This is a genomic window from Cesiribacter andamanensis AMV16, assembly GCF_000348925.1.
GTDB lineage: Bacteria > Bacteroidota > Bacteroidia > Cytophagales > Cyclobacteriaceae > Cesiribacter > Cesiribacter andamanensis.
Genome location: NZ_AODQ01000006.1, coordinates 1 through 16,198 on the forward strand (window position 1 = coordinate 1; position 16,198 = coordinate 16,198).

The 16,198-nt window shown below is 56.1% G+C and carries 19 protein-coding genes and 1 riboswitch; of the genes, 9 read left to right on the forward strand and 10 right to left on the reverse strand.

Annotation, left to right across the window (positions count from 1 at the left end; translation table 11 throughout):
- Positions 1-216: 216 nt before the first annotated feature.
- Positions 217-462, reverse strand: a complete 246-nt coding sequence (locus ADICEAN_RS01920; protein WP_236612851.1) for a CBU_0592 family membrane protein — start codon at positions 460-462, stop codon at positions 217-219.
- Between the two features lie 109 nt (positions 463-571).
- Here ADICEAN_RS01920 and ADICEAN_RS01925 point away from each other — a divergent pair, with 109 nt between their 5' ends.
- On the forward strand, positions 572-1,465 hold the full coding sequence (locus tag ADICEAN_RS01925) for a LysR family transcriptional regulator (protein ID WP_009193817.1): 894 nt from the start codon (positions 572-574) through the stop codon (positions 1,463-1,465).
- A 27-nt stretch (positions 1,466-1,492) separates the two neighbouring features.
- On the opposite strand, the gene ADICEAN_RS01930 is transcribed toward ADICEAN_RS01925, so the two are convergent.
- From ADICEAN_RS01930 to ADICEAN_RS23675, 7 genes are all read right to left on the reverse strand, one after another.
- Positions 1,493-2,032 (reverse strand): hypothetical protein, encoded by a 540-nt coding sequence (locus ADICEAN_RS01930; RefSeq protein ID WP_009193818.1) that lies wholly within the window; start codon positions 2,030-2,032, stop codon positions 1,493-1,495.
- 336 nt (positions 2,033-2,368) lie between these two features.
- Positions 2,369-2,653: a DUF4235 domain-containing protein gene (locus ADICEAN_RS01935; RefSeq protein ID WP_009193819.1), complete on the reverse strand. Its 285-nt coding sequence runs from the start codon at positions 2,651-2,653 to the stop codon at positions 2,369-2,371.
- A gap of 170 nt (positions 2,654-2,823) precedes the next feature.
- Complete coding sequence (locus ADICEAN_RS01940) at positions 2,824-3,591, reverse strand: EF-hand domain-containing protein (protein ID WP_009193820.1); 768 nt, start codon at positions 3,589-3,591, stop codon at positions 2,824-2,826.
- 208 nt (positions 3,592-3,799) lie between these two features.
- On the reverse strand, positions 3,800-4,300 hold the full coding sequence (locus tag ADICEAN_RS01945; RefSeq protein WP_009193821.1) for a hypothetical protein: 501 nt from the start codon (positions 4,298-4,300) through the stop codon (positions 3,800-3,802).
- 129 nt (positions 4,301-4,429) lie between these two features.
- Positions 4,430-4,804, reverse strand: coding sequence for a hypothetical protein (locus ADICEAN_RS01950; RefSeq protein ID WP_009193822.1), 375 nt, complete (start codon positions 4,802-4,804; stop codon positions 4,430-4,432).
- Between the two features lie 75 nt (positions 4,805-4,879).
- Positions 4,880-5,599 carry a chloride channel protein gene (locus tag ADICEAN_RS23670; protein ID WP_009193823.1) on the reverse strand — a complete coding sequence of 240 codons (720 nt, stop codon included), beginning with the start codon at positions 5,597-5,599 and terminating at the stop codon, positions 4,880-4,882.
- Entirely contained in the window at positions 5,590-5,835 is a 246-nt protein-coding gene (locus ADICEAN_RS23675; RefSeq protein ID WP_316928498.1) for a chloride channel protein, read from the reverse strand. Before ADICEAN_RS23675 ends, ADICEAN_RS23670 begins: the two co-directional genes overlap by 10 nt.
- A 429-nt stretch (positions 5,836-6,264) precedes the next feature.
- Positions 6,265-6,334: riboswitch (Fluoride riboswitch) on the reverse strand.
- A 186-nt stretch (positions 6,335-6,520) separates the two neighbouring features.
- Between ADICEAN_RS23675 and ADICEAN_RS01960 the strand changes: the two genes are divergently transcribed.
- Positions 6,521-7,312, forward strand: coding sequence for a glycerophosphodiester phosphodiesterase (locus ADICEAN_RS01960; RefSeq protein WP_009193826.1), 792 nt, complete (start codon positions 6,521-6,523; stop codon positions 7,310-7,312).
- Positions 7,313-7,326: 14 nt separating this feature from the next.
- Here ADICEAN_RS01960 and ADICEAN_RS01965 read toward each other — a convergent pair whose 3' ends face one another.
- Positions 7,327-7,782: a cold-shock protein gene (locus ADICEAN_RS01965; RefSeq protein WP_009193827.1), complete on the reverse strand. Its 456-nt coding sequence runs from the start codon at positions 7,780-7,782 to the stop codon at positions 7,327-7,329.
- A 359-nt stretch (positions 7,783-8,141) separates the two neighbouring features.
- On the opposite strand from ADICEAN_RS01965, the gene ADICEAN_RS01970 reads away from it, so the two are divergent.
- From ADICEAN_RS01970 to ADICEAN_RS01980, 3 genes are all read left to right on the forward strand, one after another.
- A complete protein-coding gene (locus tag ADICEAN_RS01970) occupies positions 8,142-8,426 on the forward strand; it encodes a hypothetical protein (RefSeq protein ID WP_009193828.1) in 285 nt (94 codons plus the stop codon).
- A 67-nt stretch (positions 8,427-8,493) separates the two neighbouring features.
- Entirely contained in the window at positions 8,494-9,549 is a 1,056-nt protein-coding gene (locus ADICEAN_RS01975) for a M42 family metallopeptidase (RefSeq protein WP_009193829.1), read from the forward strand.
- A gap of 154 nt (positions 9,550-9,703) precedes the next feature.
- Positions 9,704-10,432 (forward strand): peptidase associated/transthyretin-like domain-containing protein, encoded by a 729-nt coding sequence (locus tag ADICEAN_RS01980; protein WP_009193830.1) that lies wholly within the window; start codon positions 9,704-9,706, stop codon positions 10,430-10,432.
- Positions 10,433-10,749: 317 nt separating this feature from the next.
- Here the strand turns inward: ADICEAN_RS01980 and ADICEAN_RS22885 are convergent, their stop codons facing one another.
- The gene (locus tag ADICEAN_RS22885; RefSeq protein ID WP_009193831.1) at positions 10,750-10,896 is read right to left on the reverse strand and encodes a hypothetical protein; all 147 of its coding nucleotides are present in this window, start codon (positions 10,894-10,896) and stop codon (positions 10,750-10,752) included.
- Positions 10,897-11,353: 457 nt separating this feature from the next.
- On the opposite strand from ADICEAN_RS22885, the gene ADICEAN_RS01985 reads away from it, so the two are divergent.
- The 4 genes from ADICEAN_RS01985 (at position 11,354) to ADICEAN_RS02000 (ending at position 16,136) form a co-directional block, all read left to right on the forward strand.
- Positions 11,354-14,167, forward strand: coding sequence for a WD40/YVTN/BNR-like repeat-containing protein (locus ADICEAN_RS01985; RefSeq protein WP_009193832.1), 2,814 nt, complete (start codon positions 11,354-11,356; stop codon positions 14,165-14,167).
- Between the two features lie 4 nt (positions 14,168-14,171).
- Positions 14,172-14,672, forward strand: coding sequence for a DinB family protein (locus tag ADICEAN_RS01990; RefSeq protein ID WP_009193833.1), 501 nt, complete (start codon positions 14,172-14,174; stop codon positions 14,670-14,672).
- 100 nt (positions 14,673-14,772) lie between these two features.
- Positions 14,773-15,288, forward strand: coding sequence for a hypothetical protein (locus ADICEAN_RS01995; RefSeq protein WP_040395975.1), 516 nt, complete (start codon positions 14,773-14,775; stop codon positions 15,286-15,288).
- 140 nt (positions 15,289-15,428) lie between these two features.
- Positions 15,429-16,136: an alpha/beta fold hydrolase gene (locus tag ADICEAN_RS02000; RefSeq protein WP_009193835.1), complete on the forward strand. Its 708-nt coding sequence runs from the start codon at positions 15,429-15,431 to the stop codon at positions 16,134-16,136.
- The last annotated feature ends 62 nt before the right edge of the window (positions 16,137-16,198 follow it).

The window sequence follows — 16,198 nt, forward strand, 5'->3', positions numbered from 1 at the left end:
AGTAAGGTGGCGGTCATCCCGAGGCAGCGCGCCCCGCCAAAGAGAGGAATCTTGGTAAGTTAACTTTTTATGAACTGTCTTCTCCAAGATCTCTCCGCTAACTTAGTATGACGGCGATTTTTTGTGCTTTCAGGCTAATAAAACATCAATCTGAAACCGTTTTAGCCATTTTAAAAATTCGGGATAACTCATGTTAAAACAAGCCGTTGAAAGAGCTCAGAAGTAACCATTCGCCTTGAGCAGGGCTACTACGGCCATGAGCAAAAAAATACTGTTGAGCACCCAGCTGGCATGGGCCTTTTTAAAAACAGCATATAGTATCAGACAAAAGCAGCCAATGATGTTCATGCCCAGGTACTGGACAGACTGGCTGCCGATCACATTCAGACTATTGAGGCTAAAAGCCAGTAGTGAAAAAAGGGCGCCTATCCAGCCAATGCCTTCCCAGATATAGGTTCTCATACGGTCCATTTCTCTCTCTAAGGGGTATAGGAATGCAAAGTACGTTGATGAAAATGGGCTAAAAAATGCTAATATTAGCTTAACTAATGCGAAAAACAGATTAGTGTGCATGGAGCTTAAGCAAATATCCTATTTTCTGGCACTGGCAGAGGAGCTGCATTTCTGGCATACGGCCGAGAAAATGTTCATCACCCAATCGGCCCTGAGCCGGCAGATCAAAGCACTGGAAGAGGAGCTGGGGGTACAGCTCTTTGAGCGTAGCAAGCGCAAGGTACAGCTTACGGAAGCCGGCCTCTTTTTGCGGGACCGCTGGCTGCCGCTGTTGGATGAGATCAGCCGCCTGCACCGGCAGGCCCGCAAAATACACCAGGGGGAGCAGGGCTCGCTTACCATTGGCTACCCGGGTTCTATTGCCTGGGGGTTTCTGCCGGAGCTCATCAGCAGCATTGCGCAGGCACTGCCAGAGCTTCGGGTAGAGCTGGTAGAGCCCACCGATATCAGCTTTGAGCAGCTGCTGCTTAGCTACCAGATGGATCTTGCCTTTCGGCGGGATCCGGCCATTAATCCAGCCCTGCAGTCCATCTGCCTCTATTCCGAGCCCTTTTCGTTGGTGGTGCCCCAGGGTCACTGGCTGACCGAAGAAGCGTTCAGGGGGCTGCAGGATGTCAAAGACGAGCGCTTTATTTTATCGGGCCTGCACCATACCACCTTTTATGTCAGTAGCCTGCGGCAGCTTTTTCAGGAGGCGCACTTTTCGCCAAATGTGTACATAGAGAGTGACTTCGGCTCCATGATCCTGAGTCTGGTAGCCAGGGGGCTGGGGGTTACGGTGCTTCCCAGTTCCTACGCCTATGGCATCTGGCCCCAGCTGCGCTTCATTAAGCTGCCCCAGCAGGTGAGCCTCTATGCCGTCTGGCGAAAGGAAGATAGCAGCTCGGTTATCCGAAATGTGATAGCGCAGGTGCTGCAGGTGGCAAAGCGGTTTGCAGCAGAACCGCTCTGAGGCCTGCCCCCTTCTGGCTATTCCGGCTCAGGCTGGCTGCCGTGGCTCCTGCTGGTGCCAGAGGGGCAGCAGGTACAGCCCAATGCAGAGCAGCAGGGGTAGCTGGGGGTGCGCCCGGCCCGATTTGGTAATCAGCAGGCGCACCATGCTGTGAGAGTACTGGTAACTGAAAAGGCCCGTGCGGCTTTGGTCGAGGCACTGCAGCCGTTGGTTCAGGTGATGGGTAAGCTTCCAGCCAAGGGTATGTTCCTGCAGCCGGATGGTGCCTTCGCCGGGCCGGTAGCCCCTCTTTTCGATTCGGGCCAGGCGTTCTCCGGAAGCCTTGTTCAGCAACAGCAACTGGCCGCCAAAAAAGGAGCTGTTATCTTTAAAAACAAGGCGGCTCTTTCCAAGCGTTACCAGCGCTGCCTCATCCTGCCCGGGTTCAGGCAGGCTAAGGCTGGCTACCGGCTGCTCTTCCTGGTACAGCCTGAAAAGCTGCTGACCGTTCCTATATACAGCCTGCCAGTAGTACTGGGGATGGATGGTAGACGTAGACTGCCTGCTAAGCGTCGGAAGAAATTGCATACCCCTTCGTTGATAAAGCCAATGGGAGCTTCTATCATTAAATGTAGGCCTGCAATAAGATGTGTATGTAACGCCAGTTTTAAGAAATTGTCACCATCCCGGCTTTTGTCAGCATTACAGGAAAAGCCAGCTGCCCCTATAACAAAGCACGCAAGGTATACGCCAGCAGCAGCAGCAGGTATTCTTTAGAGTAGGTGCACGTCCAGACAAGCAAAAAAACAGCCTTAGATTGGCTTCCAAGGCTGTTGCTGACGTATGCTAGTGGATCAAATTGCAATAGGACAGGCATTTTGCTGAAGTGCTCCGGGCGCACAGTAGTGGGCTGGCACCTTGGGCTTATTCATCAGCCGGCTTGGCGCCAACGTATTTGTGCCAGGATTTATCCAGCACAATTTTCATCATCACCTTGCTGAGTCCTACGCCAAGGCCTACGGCAGCGCCCCACATAAAGGCTTCTCTCCAGATTACTCCCGGATCATTGGGATTTTCCGGCGGTGCATCATGATAGAGGGTCTCCCATCCTTTCTTTAGTAAACTGCGGGTGCCTACGGCTACGCCTATTGTGGTTAACTTATCCAGTGCTTTGTATTGGGTGTCTTTAGATATCCCTAATGTGCTCATAGGTAGTGTGTATTGGTAAAAATAATGTTTCAGTAAAAATTGGGATATAGGCCAGGGGGGGTACCCCTATGCGTTTTCCCTGACGCCTGGCCATCACCCGCTAAATGCGCGGCAAAAGACCTCCGATGGCGGGGGGGCTCCCGGAGGTCTTTTTGGGGTAGGGGGTCTTCTTATTGTATACCACCATCATCTGAGCCTGTACCTGCGCCGCTGCCTGTACCGGAAGCGCCGCTTCCGGTGCCGGAAGTGCCAGTGCGGGTGCCTGCATCGCTTCCGTTGCCAGAAGTGCCGCTACCCGTGCCTGTGCCAGTTTCTACTCCGGTACCGCTCCGGATTCCTCTGCCCATTCCTCTGCTGTACTCATCATTGTCCAGGCTGCCGTTGCGGTTGGTATCCCAGGCATCAAAGGTGCCCTGGTTAAACTCGTCCCGGTCAATGGTGCCGTTGCGGTCTCGGTCCCAGTCGCTAAAGGTCCCCATGCTGGCAGATGGAGAAGCCGCTGTGCCGGCAGGGCGGCTGGTAGTGCCAGATGTGTTGTCCGTGTTGCTGGAGCTGCCCTGGCTGCCTGCAGTACGGTCTTGCCAGCTGCGTACGCCCGAGGTATACTCCTCCTCATTGAGGCTGCCGTTTCTGTCGGTATCCCATTCATCAAAGGCTGCAGATTCGCTCATTTGGGTATTAAACTCCTCTCTGTCCCACTGCTGGTCGGTATTGCGGTCATACTGGCTAAAGGTTTCTGCATCGGTATTGGTAACCGGCTGGTTGTCCGGCAGGGTAGTAGTTCCCTGATCCTGCGTATAGCCCGGATCGGTTGTGGTTGTATCACGCGTTTCGCCCTCCTGATTGCAGGCAGCAAGGCCAAAAAGTAACAGGCCCGCTGCCAGCAGGCTGCCGAGCGTTACGGGCTTCCGGGGGGTATGGAGTGTGGTCTTTTTCATACTTAAAAAAACAGTTAGTGAATAATTGGTATAGAGGATAAACTACCTGTTACTCATTTGGTTGCGGGCTCGTTTTGAAAATTGCACGGCAGGTGTAGCAAATAGAGAAGGGGCGTTTGGCTGTTGCAGGGGCAGCAGCAATGCTTGCTTTAGCATAAAAAAGCCCTGTGGAAGGGTATCCACAGGGCCTGAGGGGGTATGCTGGCGCTTAGCTGGCGGCAGCCAGCTTGCGCCGGCTGTCCAGCTGGGCACTGATGAGCACTTTCCATTTTTCTACCAGCATCAGCTCATCGCTCAGGCTCATGGAATCCTCCCGGCTGTAGAAAAGCAGGGTTTCATCGGCCTGCCGGCCGTTGCGCAGGCTCAGGGCCAGCTCAATGCGGTCAATGACCTGGTCTTCATTAAGGGCTTTTTTGCTGATCACTACCCGGCATTTTTCTACCTCAGAAAGATTGATCAGGCTTTTCTTCTCCCTGCCCTCTCGCTTTCTGTAGTAAAACAGCTGGTTGGTGCGGGCGTCAATGCCCAGTGCGGTATAATAGCCCCATACCTCATACTGGCTGATGGTGGCGGATTGTTGCCTGGCCAGGGCCATAAAGTCGGCTATAAAAGCCTTGGTTTTTGCCTGTCCGGCATAGTAAAAGTAGATGAAGGGAAGGGCAGAAAGTACTACCAGACCCAATCCTATAAAGGTGGTTGTCAGATCCATGGTGGTATTTGTTTTTTTAGATAGTAGTAGGTTCCCCACAGACATACACAGATGCCTGCCGGCAGATGGAACACATCGGCCACGAGGGGGAGAAGCGGCTCAGGGGAGCCTCATACACACACCAAGAATCTACCAGAAGTAGTGAAAGGGGAAGATAAGGGTACTGCGGTCCAGGCCCGGGCGTATGCCTGCCGCCTGGGCCAAGTAGGCTGAGCCAAGCGCATGCAGGCGGTGCTCCAGGGCGGCCATCCAGCCGCCAAAACCCGCGGACTGAAGTTTGGAGGCAGGAGCCGGCAGGTGTTGCAGGGGGCTAACGGCCTGTTCGCTCTGCTGGTGCAGGCCAAAGGAATCGGCCAGCCGTTTTATCTGTAGTTCGCCGGAGAGGCTGTCTTCCAGAGCCGTATCGGCCGGGGCCACCAGCAGGGCATGCGCATCCCGGCCCAGCCCCGCAAGGGAGAGTAGCAGCGAGAGCAGCAGCACATGTAGCCGGGAGAAACTTCTCATGCTACAAAGTAACAGCTATTTAAGCCTGCTTATTCCAAAAGAAGCAAAATTATTTTTAAGCCCTAACGCACTAGCCTACATGGGCTTAGGAGGGCTGTCGGTACCCTGCCGGTTCTTCCTGCGCAGCTGCCCGATATCCACCAGTTTTTTACCCTTTTCCAGCCCAAACAGCAGGTGCTTGGGTGTACCCACCACCTGTGATCCGTAGATGCCCGAATGTCCCGAAAAGAGATAGGCGCTTACGCAGGCAACTGCTATGTACAGCCCGGGCTCAAGGCCAAACAGTTCAATGCCCATAAAGGTACAGGCCAGGGGGGTGTTGGTGGCGCCGGAGAAAACGCCTACAAAGCCCATGCCCGCCAGCAGCGCAAGGGGCAGCGGAATCACCCCCGAAAGGGCATTGCCCAGGGTGGCGCCCGTAAAAAAGAGGGGGGTTACCTCGCCCCCTTTAAAGCCGGCTCCCAGTGTAAAGGAAGTATAGAGGATCTTAGCGGCAAAGTCGTAGAACGGCAGCTCTTCCTGAAAAGCCGCAGCAATGGTGGGAAGGCCCAGCCCACTATAGCGGGTAGTGCCCAGCGCCCAGACGGACAGGGCAATGACCGCCCCACCCAGCACCGGCCGCAGCGGAGCCCAGGCAATCAGGCGGGTAAACAGCTGGCCCCAGAAGTGCGTGGCTTTGGCAAAGAACATGCCGGCCAGCCCAAAGATCAGGCCGGCAATCAGGGCCCAGAGTAGCGTAAGGGGAGTCATGGCCGGAACCAGCGGGATGTGGTACACACTATGGCCTACCCCCATACGGCATGGCACATCCAGTCGGCCAGCACGGCAGCCAGAAAGCTGGGCAACAGGGCCTCGTACCGCATGCGGCCCAGCACCAGTACTTCCAGGGCAAAGACCGCTCCGGCCAGGGGAGTACCAAAGACCGAGGCAAAGCCCGCGCTGATGCCCATGATGAGCAGAATGCGGCGATCCCGCACCTTAAAGCCAAACAAGCGGGTAAACTGGTCGGCAATGGAGCTGCCCATTTGCACGGCCGTGCCCTCGCGCCCGGCCGAGCCGCCAAAGAGGTGGGTAAGCAGGGTGCCCCCAGTACCAGAGGGGTCATGCGCAGGCTGATAATATTCTGGGGGATCAGGATTTCGTCGATGATCTGGTTATTGCCCCCAACCACCTCCTGCCCCAGGTAGTGGTAGGAGAGCCCAATGAGCAGGCCGGCCAGGGGCAGCAGGGCAATGATCCAGGGCTGGGCCTCCCGGTAGTCGGTGACCCCCTGCAGCAACAGCAGGAAAAGGGCAGAGGCAGAGCCTACCGTAATGCCAATGAGGCCGGCTATGGCAAGCCATTTAAGGGTAAACAGCAGGGCGGGCAGCTGCTCTACAGAACGGAAGTACGTGCGAAGTTTTTTCATGGATACAGGGCGTTAAGCAGGCGCATGCCGGGCATCGCATGCCCGGCAAGGGCTGGGAGCAGGCGCCATCATCCTGAGCTGTATCCAGGCGGTTCAAGGCAGACACCATTGCCTATGGCTGCTAAAGTAGTAATTTGCCCGCACAATGGAAAACATAGCCCCCCTGAGGGTGCTTATCCTTACAAGGCAGATCCACATGCCCCAGGGAAATGGTCTGATGGGGGGGGTTGCTGTCTTTGCACTGGAGATGAAGAATAACCACCTGCACTATAAAAGCCCCGCTGCTTGTACTGTTATTACTACTGCCTATGTCCCTGGCCGCTCAGCTCATCATTGCCCACAGGGGCGCTTCCTACCTGGCGCCGGAAAATACGCTGGCCGCCGTCAGGCTGGGGTACGAGTTGGGCGCAGATGCTGTGGAGATTGATGTACACCTGAGCCGGGATGGGCGCCTGGTGGTGCATCACGATGCCGACACCCGCCGCACGGCAGGGGGGAAGAAACTCCTGATCCGGGAAACCGACTACGCCAATCTGCAGCAGCTGGAGGTAGGAAGCTGGAAAGCCGAGCAGTACAGGGGCGAGAAAATTCCCCTGCTGGAAGAGGTGCTGGCCGAAGTGCCCGAGGGTCGCCAGCTGGTCATAGAGCTAAAGACAGGTCCCGAGATCCTGCCCTACCTGGTGGAAACCCTACAGCACAGCGGTATACAGGACCGCCTGGTGCTGATCAGTTTTAGCCGGGAGGCCATAGCGGGGGCAAGGGAACTGCTGCCTGCTATTCCGGCCTATTGGTTGTTGCACAACTACCGGCAGCATCGTCTGGCAGAGGCCGTAGCATTTGCACAGGAGAAAGGGCTGAAAGGGCTGGATGTCCACTACAAGCTTGCAACCAAGGCATTTATGCAGCGCATGCAGGAGGCCGGGCTGGAGGTGTGGGTTTATACAGTGGATGATCCGGGCAAAGCCGCCAGGCTGCGGAAAAGGGGGTGCGTGCTATTACCACCAACAGGCCAGCGTGGCTGCGGGAAAAAATGGACTGAGGCGCACTGGCGCCTACTGGTCCCCTACAGCACAGCAGAGGCTGTTACTAGCGTTACCTGAAAGAGAACGGGCGCTTATTTGACCGTCTTAACGTTAACCGCTACAGGGCCTTTGTGCCCCATTTCTACTTCAAACGATACCTTATTGTTTTCCTTTATGGGTTCCAGCAGGCCATTGGCATGTACAAAGATGCTCTCCTGCGTTTGCTGGTCCCGAATAAAGCCATAACTCTTCGATTCGTTAAAGAAAGTTACAATACCGGTACGGATCAGGTCTTCAGGTGAAGGCGCCTCCTGCTTGGGGGTGCTGATGGAAATGTTTTCCTGCTTGATAACCTTTTTCTGTGTGGGATCGGGGGGAGTTGAAGAAAAATTGCCGTTTTCATCTACATAGGCAATCATGTCGTCAAAGCTTTTGCTGCTGCCGGCATTGGCCTTGCGCTCTTCCTTTTTCAGCTCCTTTTCTTTCTTCTTCTTTTGTCGGTTCTTTTCTTTTTCTTTCTTACTAAACGTCTCTTGCGATTTGCCCATACTATTTTAATTGCTGTAAAATTCCCGGCCGCCGGATGCAGAAAATGGCCGGATGTAACCCGGTTGTTTTGCCCATGAAGCGCAGTTTTTGGTTTAATCAGAAATTTACCAAAAAATTGGGCCAATACCAAGTTTCCGGACCGATATAGCTTTCCCCCTATTTGTGCTGCCCCGCAGCGGCAGCCCGGCAGCTGGCTGCACCCACTCCGGGTACGCAGCAAAGTCCCTATCTGTGCTGCTAACATTACAAACTGGCTCGTCTGCCCCATATTTATTACATGCAGCCTGCTGGCTTGCCGCCAGCCAGAATTTGACAGCATTTCTGCAATGTGTACCTTGCGGTATCATTTATAGAAATTATGAAATACTTCCTGTATTGCCTTCTAAGCCTGTTGCTAGTTGCCGCCTGTAATTCATCCACACAGGAGCAACAGCCCGAGCCGCATCTTGAGCTGGGCCAGCGCATTGTGTTTGTGGGCGGAAACCCGGATAAGACCTACATAGTGGCAGGCTACCGGCAGGAGTTTGAAGATAAAACCGATACCAACTGGAGCAAACACCAGTACATCGTCTTTACTTACTTCAATGATCAGGGCGATTTTCAGCAGGGGGTTGTGCACCGAAATGCCATCCTTAAGCAATAATTATTGTACCTTTAAAGGACCGAAGCAGCCACCGCTTCGGTCCTTCTTTTTTACAGATATCCTACTTATGAGCATTAATACAGAATTACTGGCCCGTATCTGCAAAGCACCGGGCGCACCCGGCTATGAGGGCCCCATTCGCCGCCTGGTGATGAGCGAACTGGAGGGCCTGGCCGACGAAGTACGCATAGACAACATGGGCACCGTACTTGCCATGAAAAAGGGTGTGAACAATCCCGAAGGTAAAAAAGTAATGGTGGCCGCCCACATGGACGAGATTGCTTTTGTGGTCACCCACATTGACGATGCCGGCTTTGTGCGCTTCCATACCCTTGGGGGCTTTGATCCCAAAACGCTTACCGCCCAGCGGGTGATCATCCATGGCAAAAAAGACCTGCTGGGTGTCATGGGCAGCAAGCCCATCCATGTGCTGTCGCCTGAAGAGCGCCAGAAGCTGCCAAAAACCACCGACTACTTCATCGACCTGGGCCTGTCCAAGGAAGAGGTTCAAAAATGGGTGCGCGTGGGCGACCCCATCACCCGGGAGCGGGATCTTATAGACATAGGTGATTGTGTAAACGGCAAATCGCTGGACAACCGTGTATCGGTCTTTATTCTGCTGGAGGTGATGCGCCGTCTCAAAAACCCGCCTTATGATGTGTACGCTGCCTTTACCGTACAGGAAGAGGTTGGCCTGCGGGGCGCCAATGTGGCTGCCCACCAGATCGACCCCGATTTTGGCCTGGGTCTGGATACTACCATTGCCTTTGATGTACCCGGAGCCCCTACCCATGAGAAGATCACCGAGCTGGGCAAGGGCGCTGCCGTTAAGATCATGGATGGCTCTACCATCTGCGATCCGCGCATGGTAGACTTTCTGCAGACCACGGCCGAAAAGAGCAACATCAAGTGGCAGCCCGAAATCCTGACCGCCGGCGGCACCGATACAGCCGGCCTGCAGCGTATGGGCAAGCGGGGCTCCATAGCCGGGGCCATCTCGGTACCCACCCGCCACCTGCACCAGGTAATTGAAATGGCGCATAAGGAAGACATTGCCGCCTGCATAGACCTGCTGCAGGCGGCCCTTAGCACCCTGGACACCTACAACTGGGCGCACCGCTGATCAGGAGGAGTGCGGGGGGCTGAGCATACTCATCCTCTCGTTGAGCCCAGCCTGAGCAGCCCGGCCTGGGCCGCTGCAGCTGATCGTATGCGCTGCGCAGGTAACAACTTAATGGAGCTGTTTTTCGAATATATAGGTACACCAATTTTTAGTCATGGATACCTTCATTCGAAAAACAGCTTTTTTTGTGTATATACTGGCGCTGCTGGTGGCGGCACCAGCCCTGGCCCAGCAGCAGCAGGGAGCTGCCCTGTATATTAACGGGGCCATCATGGATGCCGATAGCCTCAAGCCCCTTGGCGGCGCAACTGTAAAAAACACCAACTCGGGCCTGGATCTGCAGGCCGATGAAGAGGGGCTTTTTCAGATGCGGGCCCAGCCCGGTGATACGCTGCTTATCCAGCACATGACCCACCAGCCGGCCTTTTATGTGCTGCCCCAGAACCTGCAGGGCTCCAGCTTTGCTTTTGTGCAGGTGCTGCAGCGGGAGCACGTAATGGAGCCCGTTACCATCTTTAGCTTTCCCAGCCAGCAGCAGTTTGAGCAGGCGCTCCTGCAGCTCGATCCTGCCGACGGGCTGACCGAGCGCACCACCAACCTTGACCTGCAGCTGCAGCGCCTCACCAATGACCCAACCCGCATGCAGGAGTATATCGATGATTATATGCGCTACCAGCAACTGTATGTGCTGCCCGAGCGTGGCGCCCCCAATAACTTTTTGCACCCGGAACGCTGGCGCTCCTTTATCCGGGACTGGCGGGAGGGCCGCTTCGATCCTGCTGCCCTAAACCGCCTTCAGGGCTTTCCGGCCGATGATGAGATCCGCGAAGTGCCCCGCCAGGATAGGCCCCGCCAGGATAGGCCCGAGGCTGATGATCAGTAAAAGGAGTATTGCCCGACAGGGCTGAGGGGATAGCCGACAGGGCTGCGCCCCCGGGAGGCGTCTGGCTTGCTTCAGTGTACGCAGAGACGGATGGAAAAAAGAAGAGATCCGGGGGCTGGCCCGGGCATTGTACACCGCTTGGCTGTTCCGGCTGTAAAAACTAGTAAGGAAGTAACCCCTGCCGAGTGATGATCAGCACAGGGATGGAACTGAGGGGGATGTTGGGCAGCGGACAGCAGGGAACAGGGTTTCTGCTGCGGCAGGCTGGGCAAAGGGATGGCTGAAGAAAATGCCCGGCAAGGGTACCCCTACAGGGGTTAGAGCTGGCTGTTGTACCCCAGGTGGCTATCCTGCTCCTCAAGACTGGGGGCATCTTTCATGAACAGCACCCAAAACAGCATGCGGCCAGCGCCAAAAGCGATCATCAGGATAACGGCCAGCAGAAGTATTTGCGTAATAAACATGATGGCTTTGGTTTAAAGAGTTGAGTTTTATATACGAACGGTAGAGGTATTAGTTGCTACCGCTGGAGAAAACTTACATGCAATATTAGGCGAATATTTTGGATTATGCGTGCAAGATACTGTAAAATATTTCGTCTGCATACAGCTTAATACCAGCACAGAATAGAAAGGTAACCTGCCCAAAAGGCCTTGCTTATGCTGTGTTATGGGGGTAGTATAGTCTTATTCCAGGATACGGTCTGTCTATAAGTTCTGAATAATGCCCCACAGTCAGGAGCTTATGCCCCCTACTTAAAGCAATACTTAAGGGAGATTCAGGGGAGCCGTTTTTTCATTTTTTTTCCATCTCTTACTTCGCTCCTGTGCCTCCCTGGGGATGCCTTTCTACCGGAAAAGTAGCTTCCGGCTCAGGTAATATTTAGCAAAAGGCGTTATTTTGGTGCCAATCTGCCTTTCTATGAAAAAATCATTCCTGTTCCTGAGTCTACTACTTGCCGGAGCCACTGCTCTGGCCCAGCAGCCCCTGCAGCCCTCTGCCCCCAGCAGCCCGCAGGATATCCGCGCCTCCTGGCAGCAAAAGAGCGCCCTGCAGCAAACCTCCATTCTTCGCAACTACGCCCTGCGCAGCATTGGCCCTGTGGTGCAGGGAGCCCGCATTACCGATCTGGCCGTGGCGGCCAATCCCAAAACCTTTTATGTGGCCTATGCCTCAGGGGGCGTATTCAAGACCGAAAATGCCGGCGATACCTTTGTGCCCATTTTTGATAATCAGGGCGCCCTGGGCATTGGCGATATTGCCCTGGCTCCCTCGGATGAGAGCATACTCTATGTAGGCACCGGCGAAAAGAACAGCAGCCGCAGCAGCTATGCCGGCGCCGGGGTGTACAAAAGCACCGATGCCGGCGCCAGCTGGCAGCACCTGGGCCTGGAGGGCACCCAGCACATCAGCCGCATTGTGGTACACCCTCAACAGCCCCAAACGGTATGGGTAGCAGCCATGGGCGCCCTCTATACCAACAATGCCGACAGAGGGGTCTACAAAAGTACCGATGGTGGAAAAAACTGGCAGAAAACCCTGTATATCAACGACAGCACCGGTATTATCGACCTGGAGATTGATCCCGCCAACCCTAATGTGCTGTATGCCGCTGCCTGGGAGCGTACCCGCCTGAGCTGGAACTTCAAGGGCAGCGGCGCCAACAGTGCTATGTACAAGAGTACCGATGGCGGTACCAGCTGGAAAAAACTGGAAGGGGGATTCCCCGCAGGACAGGGGGTAGGCCGCATTGGCCTTAGCGTGGCCCCCTCTCAGCCCAACACCCTCTATGCCCTGCTGGACAATCTGGAAGAAACCAAAGAAGAACTAAAGGCCGAAAAGGGAAAACTGACTGCAGCCAGCTTTCTGAGCATGAGCCAGGAGCAGCTGCTGGCCCTGCCCAACGAGCAGCTGCAGCAATTCCTGAAAGACAACCGCTTTCCCGAAAAGTATACCCCCGAGCGTGTAAAGCAGGAGGTGCGGGATGGGAAGTACGAGCCCCGCGCCCTGGCCGAGTATTTGGGCGATGCCAACCAGGCCCTGTTCAATACTAAAGTAAGCGGCGCCGAGGTGTACCGCTCCAACGATGCCGGCGCCAGCTGGCAGAAGCAGAATAGCTACCCCCTGGAGGGAGTATACTTTACCTATGGCTACTACTTTGGCGAGATCCGTACCGCCCCCACCAATCCCGATAAGCTCTACATCCTGGGCGTACCCATGCTGAGCAGTAACGATGGCGGCCGCAGCTGGTACCGGGTAGATTCTACCGGCAATGTGCATGTGGACCATCAGGCCCTGTGGATCAACCCGCAGGACCCCGAGCACCTGATGCTGGGCAACGATGGCGGCCTCTACATCAGCTACGATGGCGGCGCCCACTGGCGGCATGTCAATAACATGAGCACCGGCCAGTTCTATACCGTGGCGGTCGATATGGAAACTCCCTATAATGTGTACGGCGGCCTGCAGGACAATGGGGTGCTGAAGGGCAGCAGCCAGAGCATTCCCAACCAGACCGAAGACTGGGAGCACCTGATGGGCGGCGATGGCATGTTTGTGCAGGTAGATCCGCGCAACAGCAATCTGGTGTACACCGGCTACCAGTTTGGCAACTACTTTAGGCTGGAGCTGGACAAAAAGAAGCAAACCTACATTAGCCCCCGGGCCGATATCGGCGAGGCTTCTCTGCGCTTTAACTGGCGCAGCCCGCTGGTGATGAGCTCCCACAATGCCGATATTCTCTACATGGGGGCCCAGCGGGTGTACCGTACGCTGAATGGAGGAGAAAGCTGGGAGCCCATCAGCCCCGACCTTACCAAAAATCTGCCCCAGGGCAACGTACCCTTCAGCACTATTGTGAGCATCAGCGAGAGCCCCCTGCGCTTTGGGCTGCTGTACGTAGGCACCGATGATGGCAATATACAACTGAGCCGCAACGGAGGCGCCAGCTGGGAACTGATAGGGGCCGGCCTGCCCCAGAATCTATGGATCAGCAGCCTGCAGGCTTCCCGCCACCAGGAGGGCAGGGTGTATGCCACCCTTACCGGCTACCGCTTCGATGATTTCCGGGCCTACCTCTACCGCTCTGATGATTTTGGAAAGACCTGGCAGTCCATCAAGGGCAACCTGCCCGAAGAGGCTGTCAACATTGTGCTTGAAGATCCTGTGCAGCCCCAGCTGCTCTATGCCGGTACCGATCATGGCGCTTACCTGAGCCTGGAGGGCGGCCGCATCTGGCAGCCCATCAATGAGCTACCCAATGTGGCTACCTACGATCTGATCGTGCATCCGCGCGAAAATGAGCTGGTGCTGGCCACCCACGGCCGCAGTGTATACATTATGGATGTAAAACCGCTGCAAACGCTGGCAGCCGGCCCGCAGGATCAGCTGCTGCTGGTGGGTGAGCCCAGCCTGCGCTATTCCGAGCGCTGGGGGCAGAAGCAGTACCCCTATTCACCCCTAAGCGAGCCCCGCACCAGCCTGCTCTACCACCTGCCCCAGGCGGGCACTGCCCAGCTGGAGGTGCTCTCTAAAGAGGGGGGGCTGCTCTATACCACTACCCTCAGCGGCGATAAGGGCTTTGGCCAGTGGCGCTGGAATCTGAAGCAAAACCGCAACGGCCTGCCGGGACGCAAAAACAAGGCGGTGGACGGCGGCTACCTGCCCAAGGATGCGTATACCGTGCGCCTGAGCCAGGGAGGCAAAAAGGCTGAAACCACCCTAACCGTAAAGTAAGCCTATGAGTGAGCTGGCATTGTTGCAGACCCAATTTGAGCTGGCCCATGCCTGGACCCTGCGCCTGGTGCAGGAGCTGGACGAAGCCCACTGGACCCCCTCGCCCCAGGGGCTGGGGACCAACATCAACTGGCAGGTGGGGCATATCCTCACCAGCCTCTACTTTCAGGCCCTGGTGTGCACCGGGGGTAAGCGGGAGGGCCTGAAGGCGCAGTACCCCCTGGCCGAGTACATTGAGTACTACCGCCGGGGTACCCAGCCCGAAGAGGGCCTTGCGCAGAAGCCGGGCAAAGCCCTGCTGCTGCAAGCCCTGCAGGCCGGAGCCGACGCCGTAAGCGAAACGCTGCAGGCCATGCAGCCCGCCCAGCTCAATGAGCCGGTGGCCGTGCGGCACCCCCTGGCCACTACCAAGCGCGAGGTGCTGGTCTGGTGCACCCACCATCAGATGTGGCACAACGGACAAATCTCCATGCTAAAGCGGCTGCTGACTGGCCAAAGTTTTTGATTGATAGCGAGTTAGCTCAAAAAAGGAAGTGCTGATAAACGCAACTCTATCGCCCAACGAGCAGTATATAGAGCTGGTTAACAAATTGGAGATAGAGTATATGAAATTACCTATACTGGTATATGGACTAGCCATGCTCACCCTGGCGTCCTGTAGTGTTCAGGGGGGCGATCCCCCCGCACTGGAGGCAGACGAGGAACTGGAGCTGGTGCGCATGGTGGACGATAGCGGGGCAGAACCCCCCGGAATGGAACCCATGGTGAATACTGCGCTTGAAGACGAGCGCCCCTTGCTGCGCCTGCCCGATACCCCTCAGGGCTACCGGGCACAGGCCATGCTGGATGCCCTGATGGCTGATGATGACGAGCAGCTGCAGCCGTTTCTGGAGGAACACTACGATCCGGATTTTCTGGTACAGGTGCCTCAGAATGACCACAAGGCCCTGCTCCGGCAGCTGCAGCAGCACATCCGCCACAGCCAGATCGGCAGCGTTAGCAGCCTGCAGCATGAGTACCGCATAGAACTGCTCGATAGCGATGCCGAGCAGAATAAGGTGCTGGACATCTACTTTCAGCCTGCGGCCCCCTATAAAATTGCCGGGGTAAGGCTCCTGTAGCACATCCATCCTTACATGCATCTAAAAGGCCGGCTCGTCCGGCCTTTTGGTTTTTTGGCTGCTTTTGTCCACATTTGACAGGCTAGCTCCCCCCTGGCAATCATGCCTGAGCGGGCCACTAGCGGAAGCCACTAATAAACATGAGCCAAAAACCTGCCATACTGCTGCTGCATGGTGCCCTGGGTAGTGCGGTTCAGCTACAGGCCCATGCCGATGCGCTGGAGCAGCACTTCCGGGTGCACAGCTTCACCTTTTCGGGCCATGGGGGCATGGGCGATATTGGCAAGCCCTTTACCATTTCTGGCTTTGGCCGGGAACTGGCCGCCTGGCTGGAGGCCCAGGCCCTGCCCCCGATGCCGGTCTTTGGCTACAGCATGGGAGGCTATGTGGCGCTGTGGCTGGCCCGCCAACCAAAACAGTATTTCACCCATATTCTTACATACGGCACCAAATTTGCCTGGTCGCCAGAGGCTGCGCTGCAGGAAAGCAAACGGCTGCAGCCCGAGGCGCTTGAAGCAAAACTGCCCCAGTTTGCCCTGGCCCTGGCCCGCCGCCACCATCCCCATGACTGGAAGCTGGTCATGGAGCGAACCGCTCAGCTGCTGCTTGCCCTGGGGCATACCCCTTTGCTTACCGAAAAAGAGCTGGGCGAGATCGGCCTGCCCACCACCATTCTGCTGGGCTCCGAAGATCGCATGGTGAGCGAAGCCGAAAGCCGGCAGGCCGCCAGCCAGCTGCCCAATGCCAGCTTTCGGCTGTTGCAGGGGCAGGGGCACCCCATAGAGCAGCTGGCACCCCAGCTGCTGCTGCAGGAAGTACTAGCGGCCCTGCAGCCTGCCAGGTCCTGATGCCACAGCTGCCCCGCTATCGCATAATCGCATTAGAGAATCAACCGAACCCAGAGCTAATC

Coding starts and splice junctions, on each gene's coding strand:
- ADICEAN_RS01970 (WP_009193828.1), top strand. CDS start 8,142: ATGAAATACTTCCTGTATTGCCTTCTAAGCCTGTTGCTAGTTGCCGCC.
- ADICEAN_RS02000 (WP_009193835.1), top strand. CDS start 15,429: ATGAGCCAAAAACCTGCCATACTGCTGCTGCATGGTGCCCTGGGTAGT.
- ADICEAN_RS01925 (WP_009193817.1), top strand. CDS start 572: ATGGAGCTTAAGCAAATATCCTATTTTCTGGCACTGGCAGAGGAGCTG.
- ADICEAN_RS01975 (WP_009193829.1), top strand. CDS start 8,494: ATGAGCATTAATACAGAATTACTGGCCCGTATCTGCAAAGCACCGGGC.
- ADICEAN_RS22885 (WP_009193831.1), bottom strand. CDS start 10,896: ATGTTTATTACGCAAATACTTCTGCTGGCCGTTATCCTGATGATCGCT.
- ADICEAN_RS01960 (WP_009193826.1), top strand. CDS start 6,521: ATGTCCCTGGCCGCTCAGCTCATCATTGCCCACAGGGGCGCTTCCTAC.
- ADICEAN_RS01995 (WP_040395975.1), top strand. CDS start 14,773: ATGAAATTACCTATACTGGTATATGGACTAGCCATGCTCACCCTGGCG.
- ADICEAN_RS01920 (WP_236612851.1), bottom strand. CDS start 462: ATGAGAACCTATATCTGGGAAGGCATTGGCTGGATAGGCGCCCTTTTT.
- ADICEAN_RS01950 (WP_009193822.1), bottom strand. CDS start 4,804: ATGAGAAGTTTCTCCCGGCTACATGTGCTGCTGCTCTCGCTGCTACTC.
- ADICEAN_RS01990 (WP_009193833.1), top strand. CDS start 14,172: ATGAGTGAGCTGGCATTGTTGCAGACCCAATTTGAGCTGGCCCATGCC.
- ADICEAN_RS01945 (WP_009193821.1), bottom strand. CDS start 4,300: ATGGATCTGACAACCACCTTTATAGGATTGGGTCTGGTAGTACTTTCT.
- ADICEAN_RS01940 (WP_009193820.1), bottom strand. CDS start 3,591: ATGAAAAAGACCACACTCCATACCCCCCGGAAGCCCGTAACGCTCGGC.
- ADICEAN_RS01965 (WP_009193827.1), bottom strand. CDS start 7,782: ATGGGCAAATCGCAAGAGACGTTTAGTAAGAAAGAAAAAGAAAAGAAC.
- ADICEAN_RS23670 (WP_009193823.1), bottom strand. CDS start 5,599: ATGGGGGTAGGCCATAGTGTGTACCACATCCCGCTGGTTCCGGCCATG.
- ADICEAN_RS01935 (WP_009193819.1), bottom strand. CDS start 2,653: ATGAGCACATTAGGGATATCTAAAGACACCCAATACAAAGCACTGGAT.
- ADICEAN_RS01985 (WP_009193832.1), top strand. CDS start 11,354: ATGAAAAAATCATTCCTGTTCCTGAGTCTACTACTTGCCGGAGCCACT.
- ADICEAN_RS01930 (WP_009193818.1), bottom strand. CDS start 2,032: ATGCAATTTCTTCCGACGCTTAGCAGGCAGTCTACGTCTACCATCCAT.
- ADICEAN_RS01980 (WP_009193830.1), top strand. CDS start 9,704: ATGGATACCTTCATTCGAAAAACAGCTTTTTTTGTGTATATACTGGCG.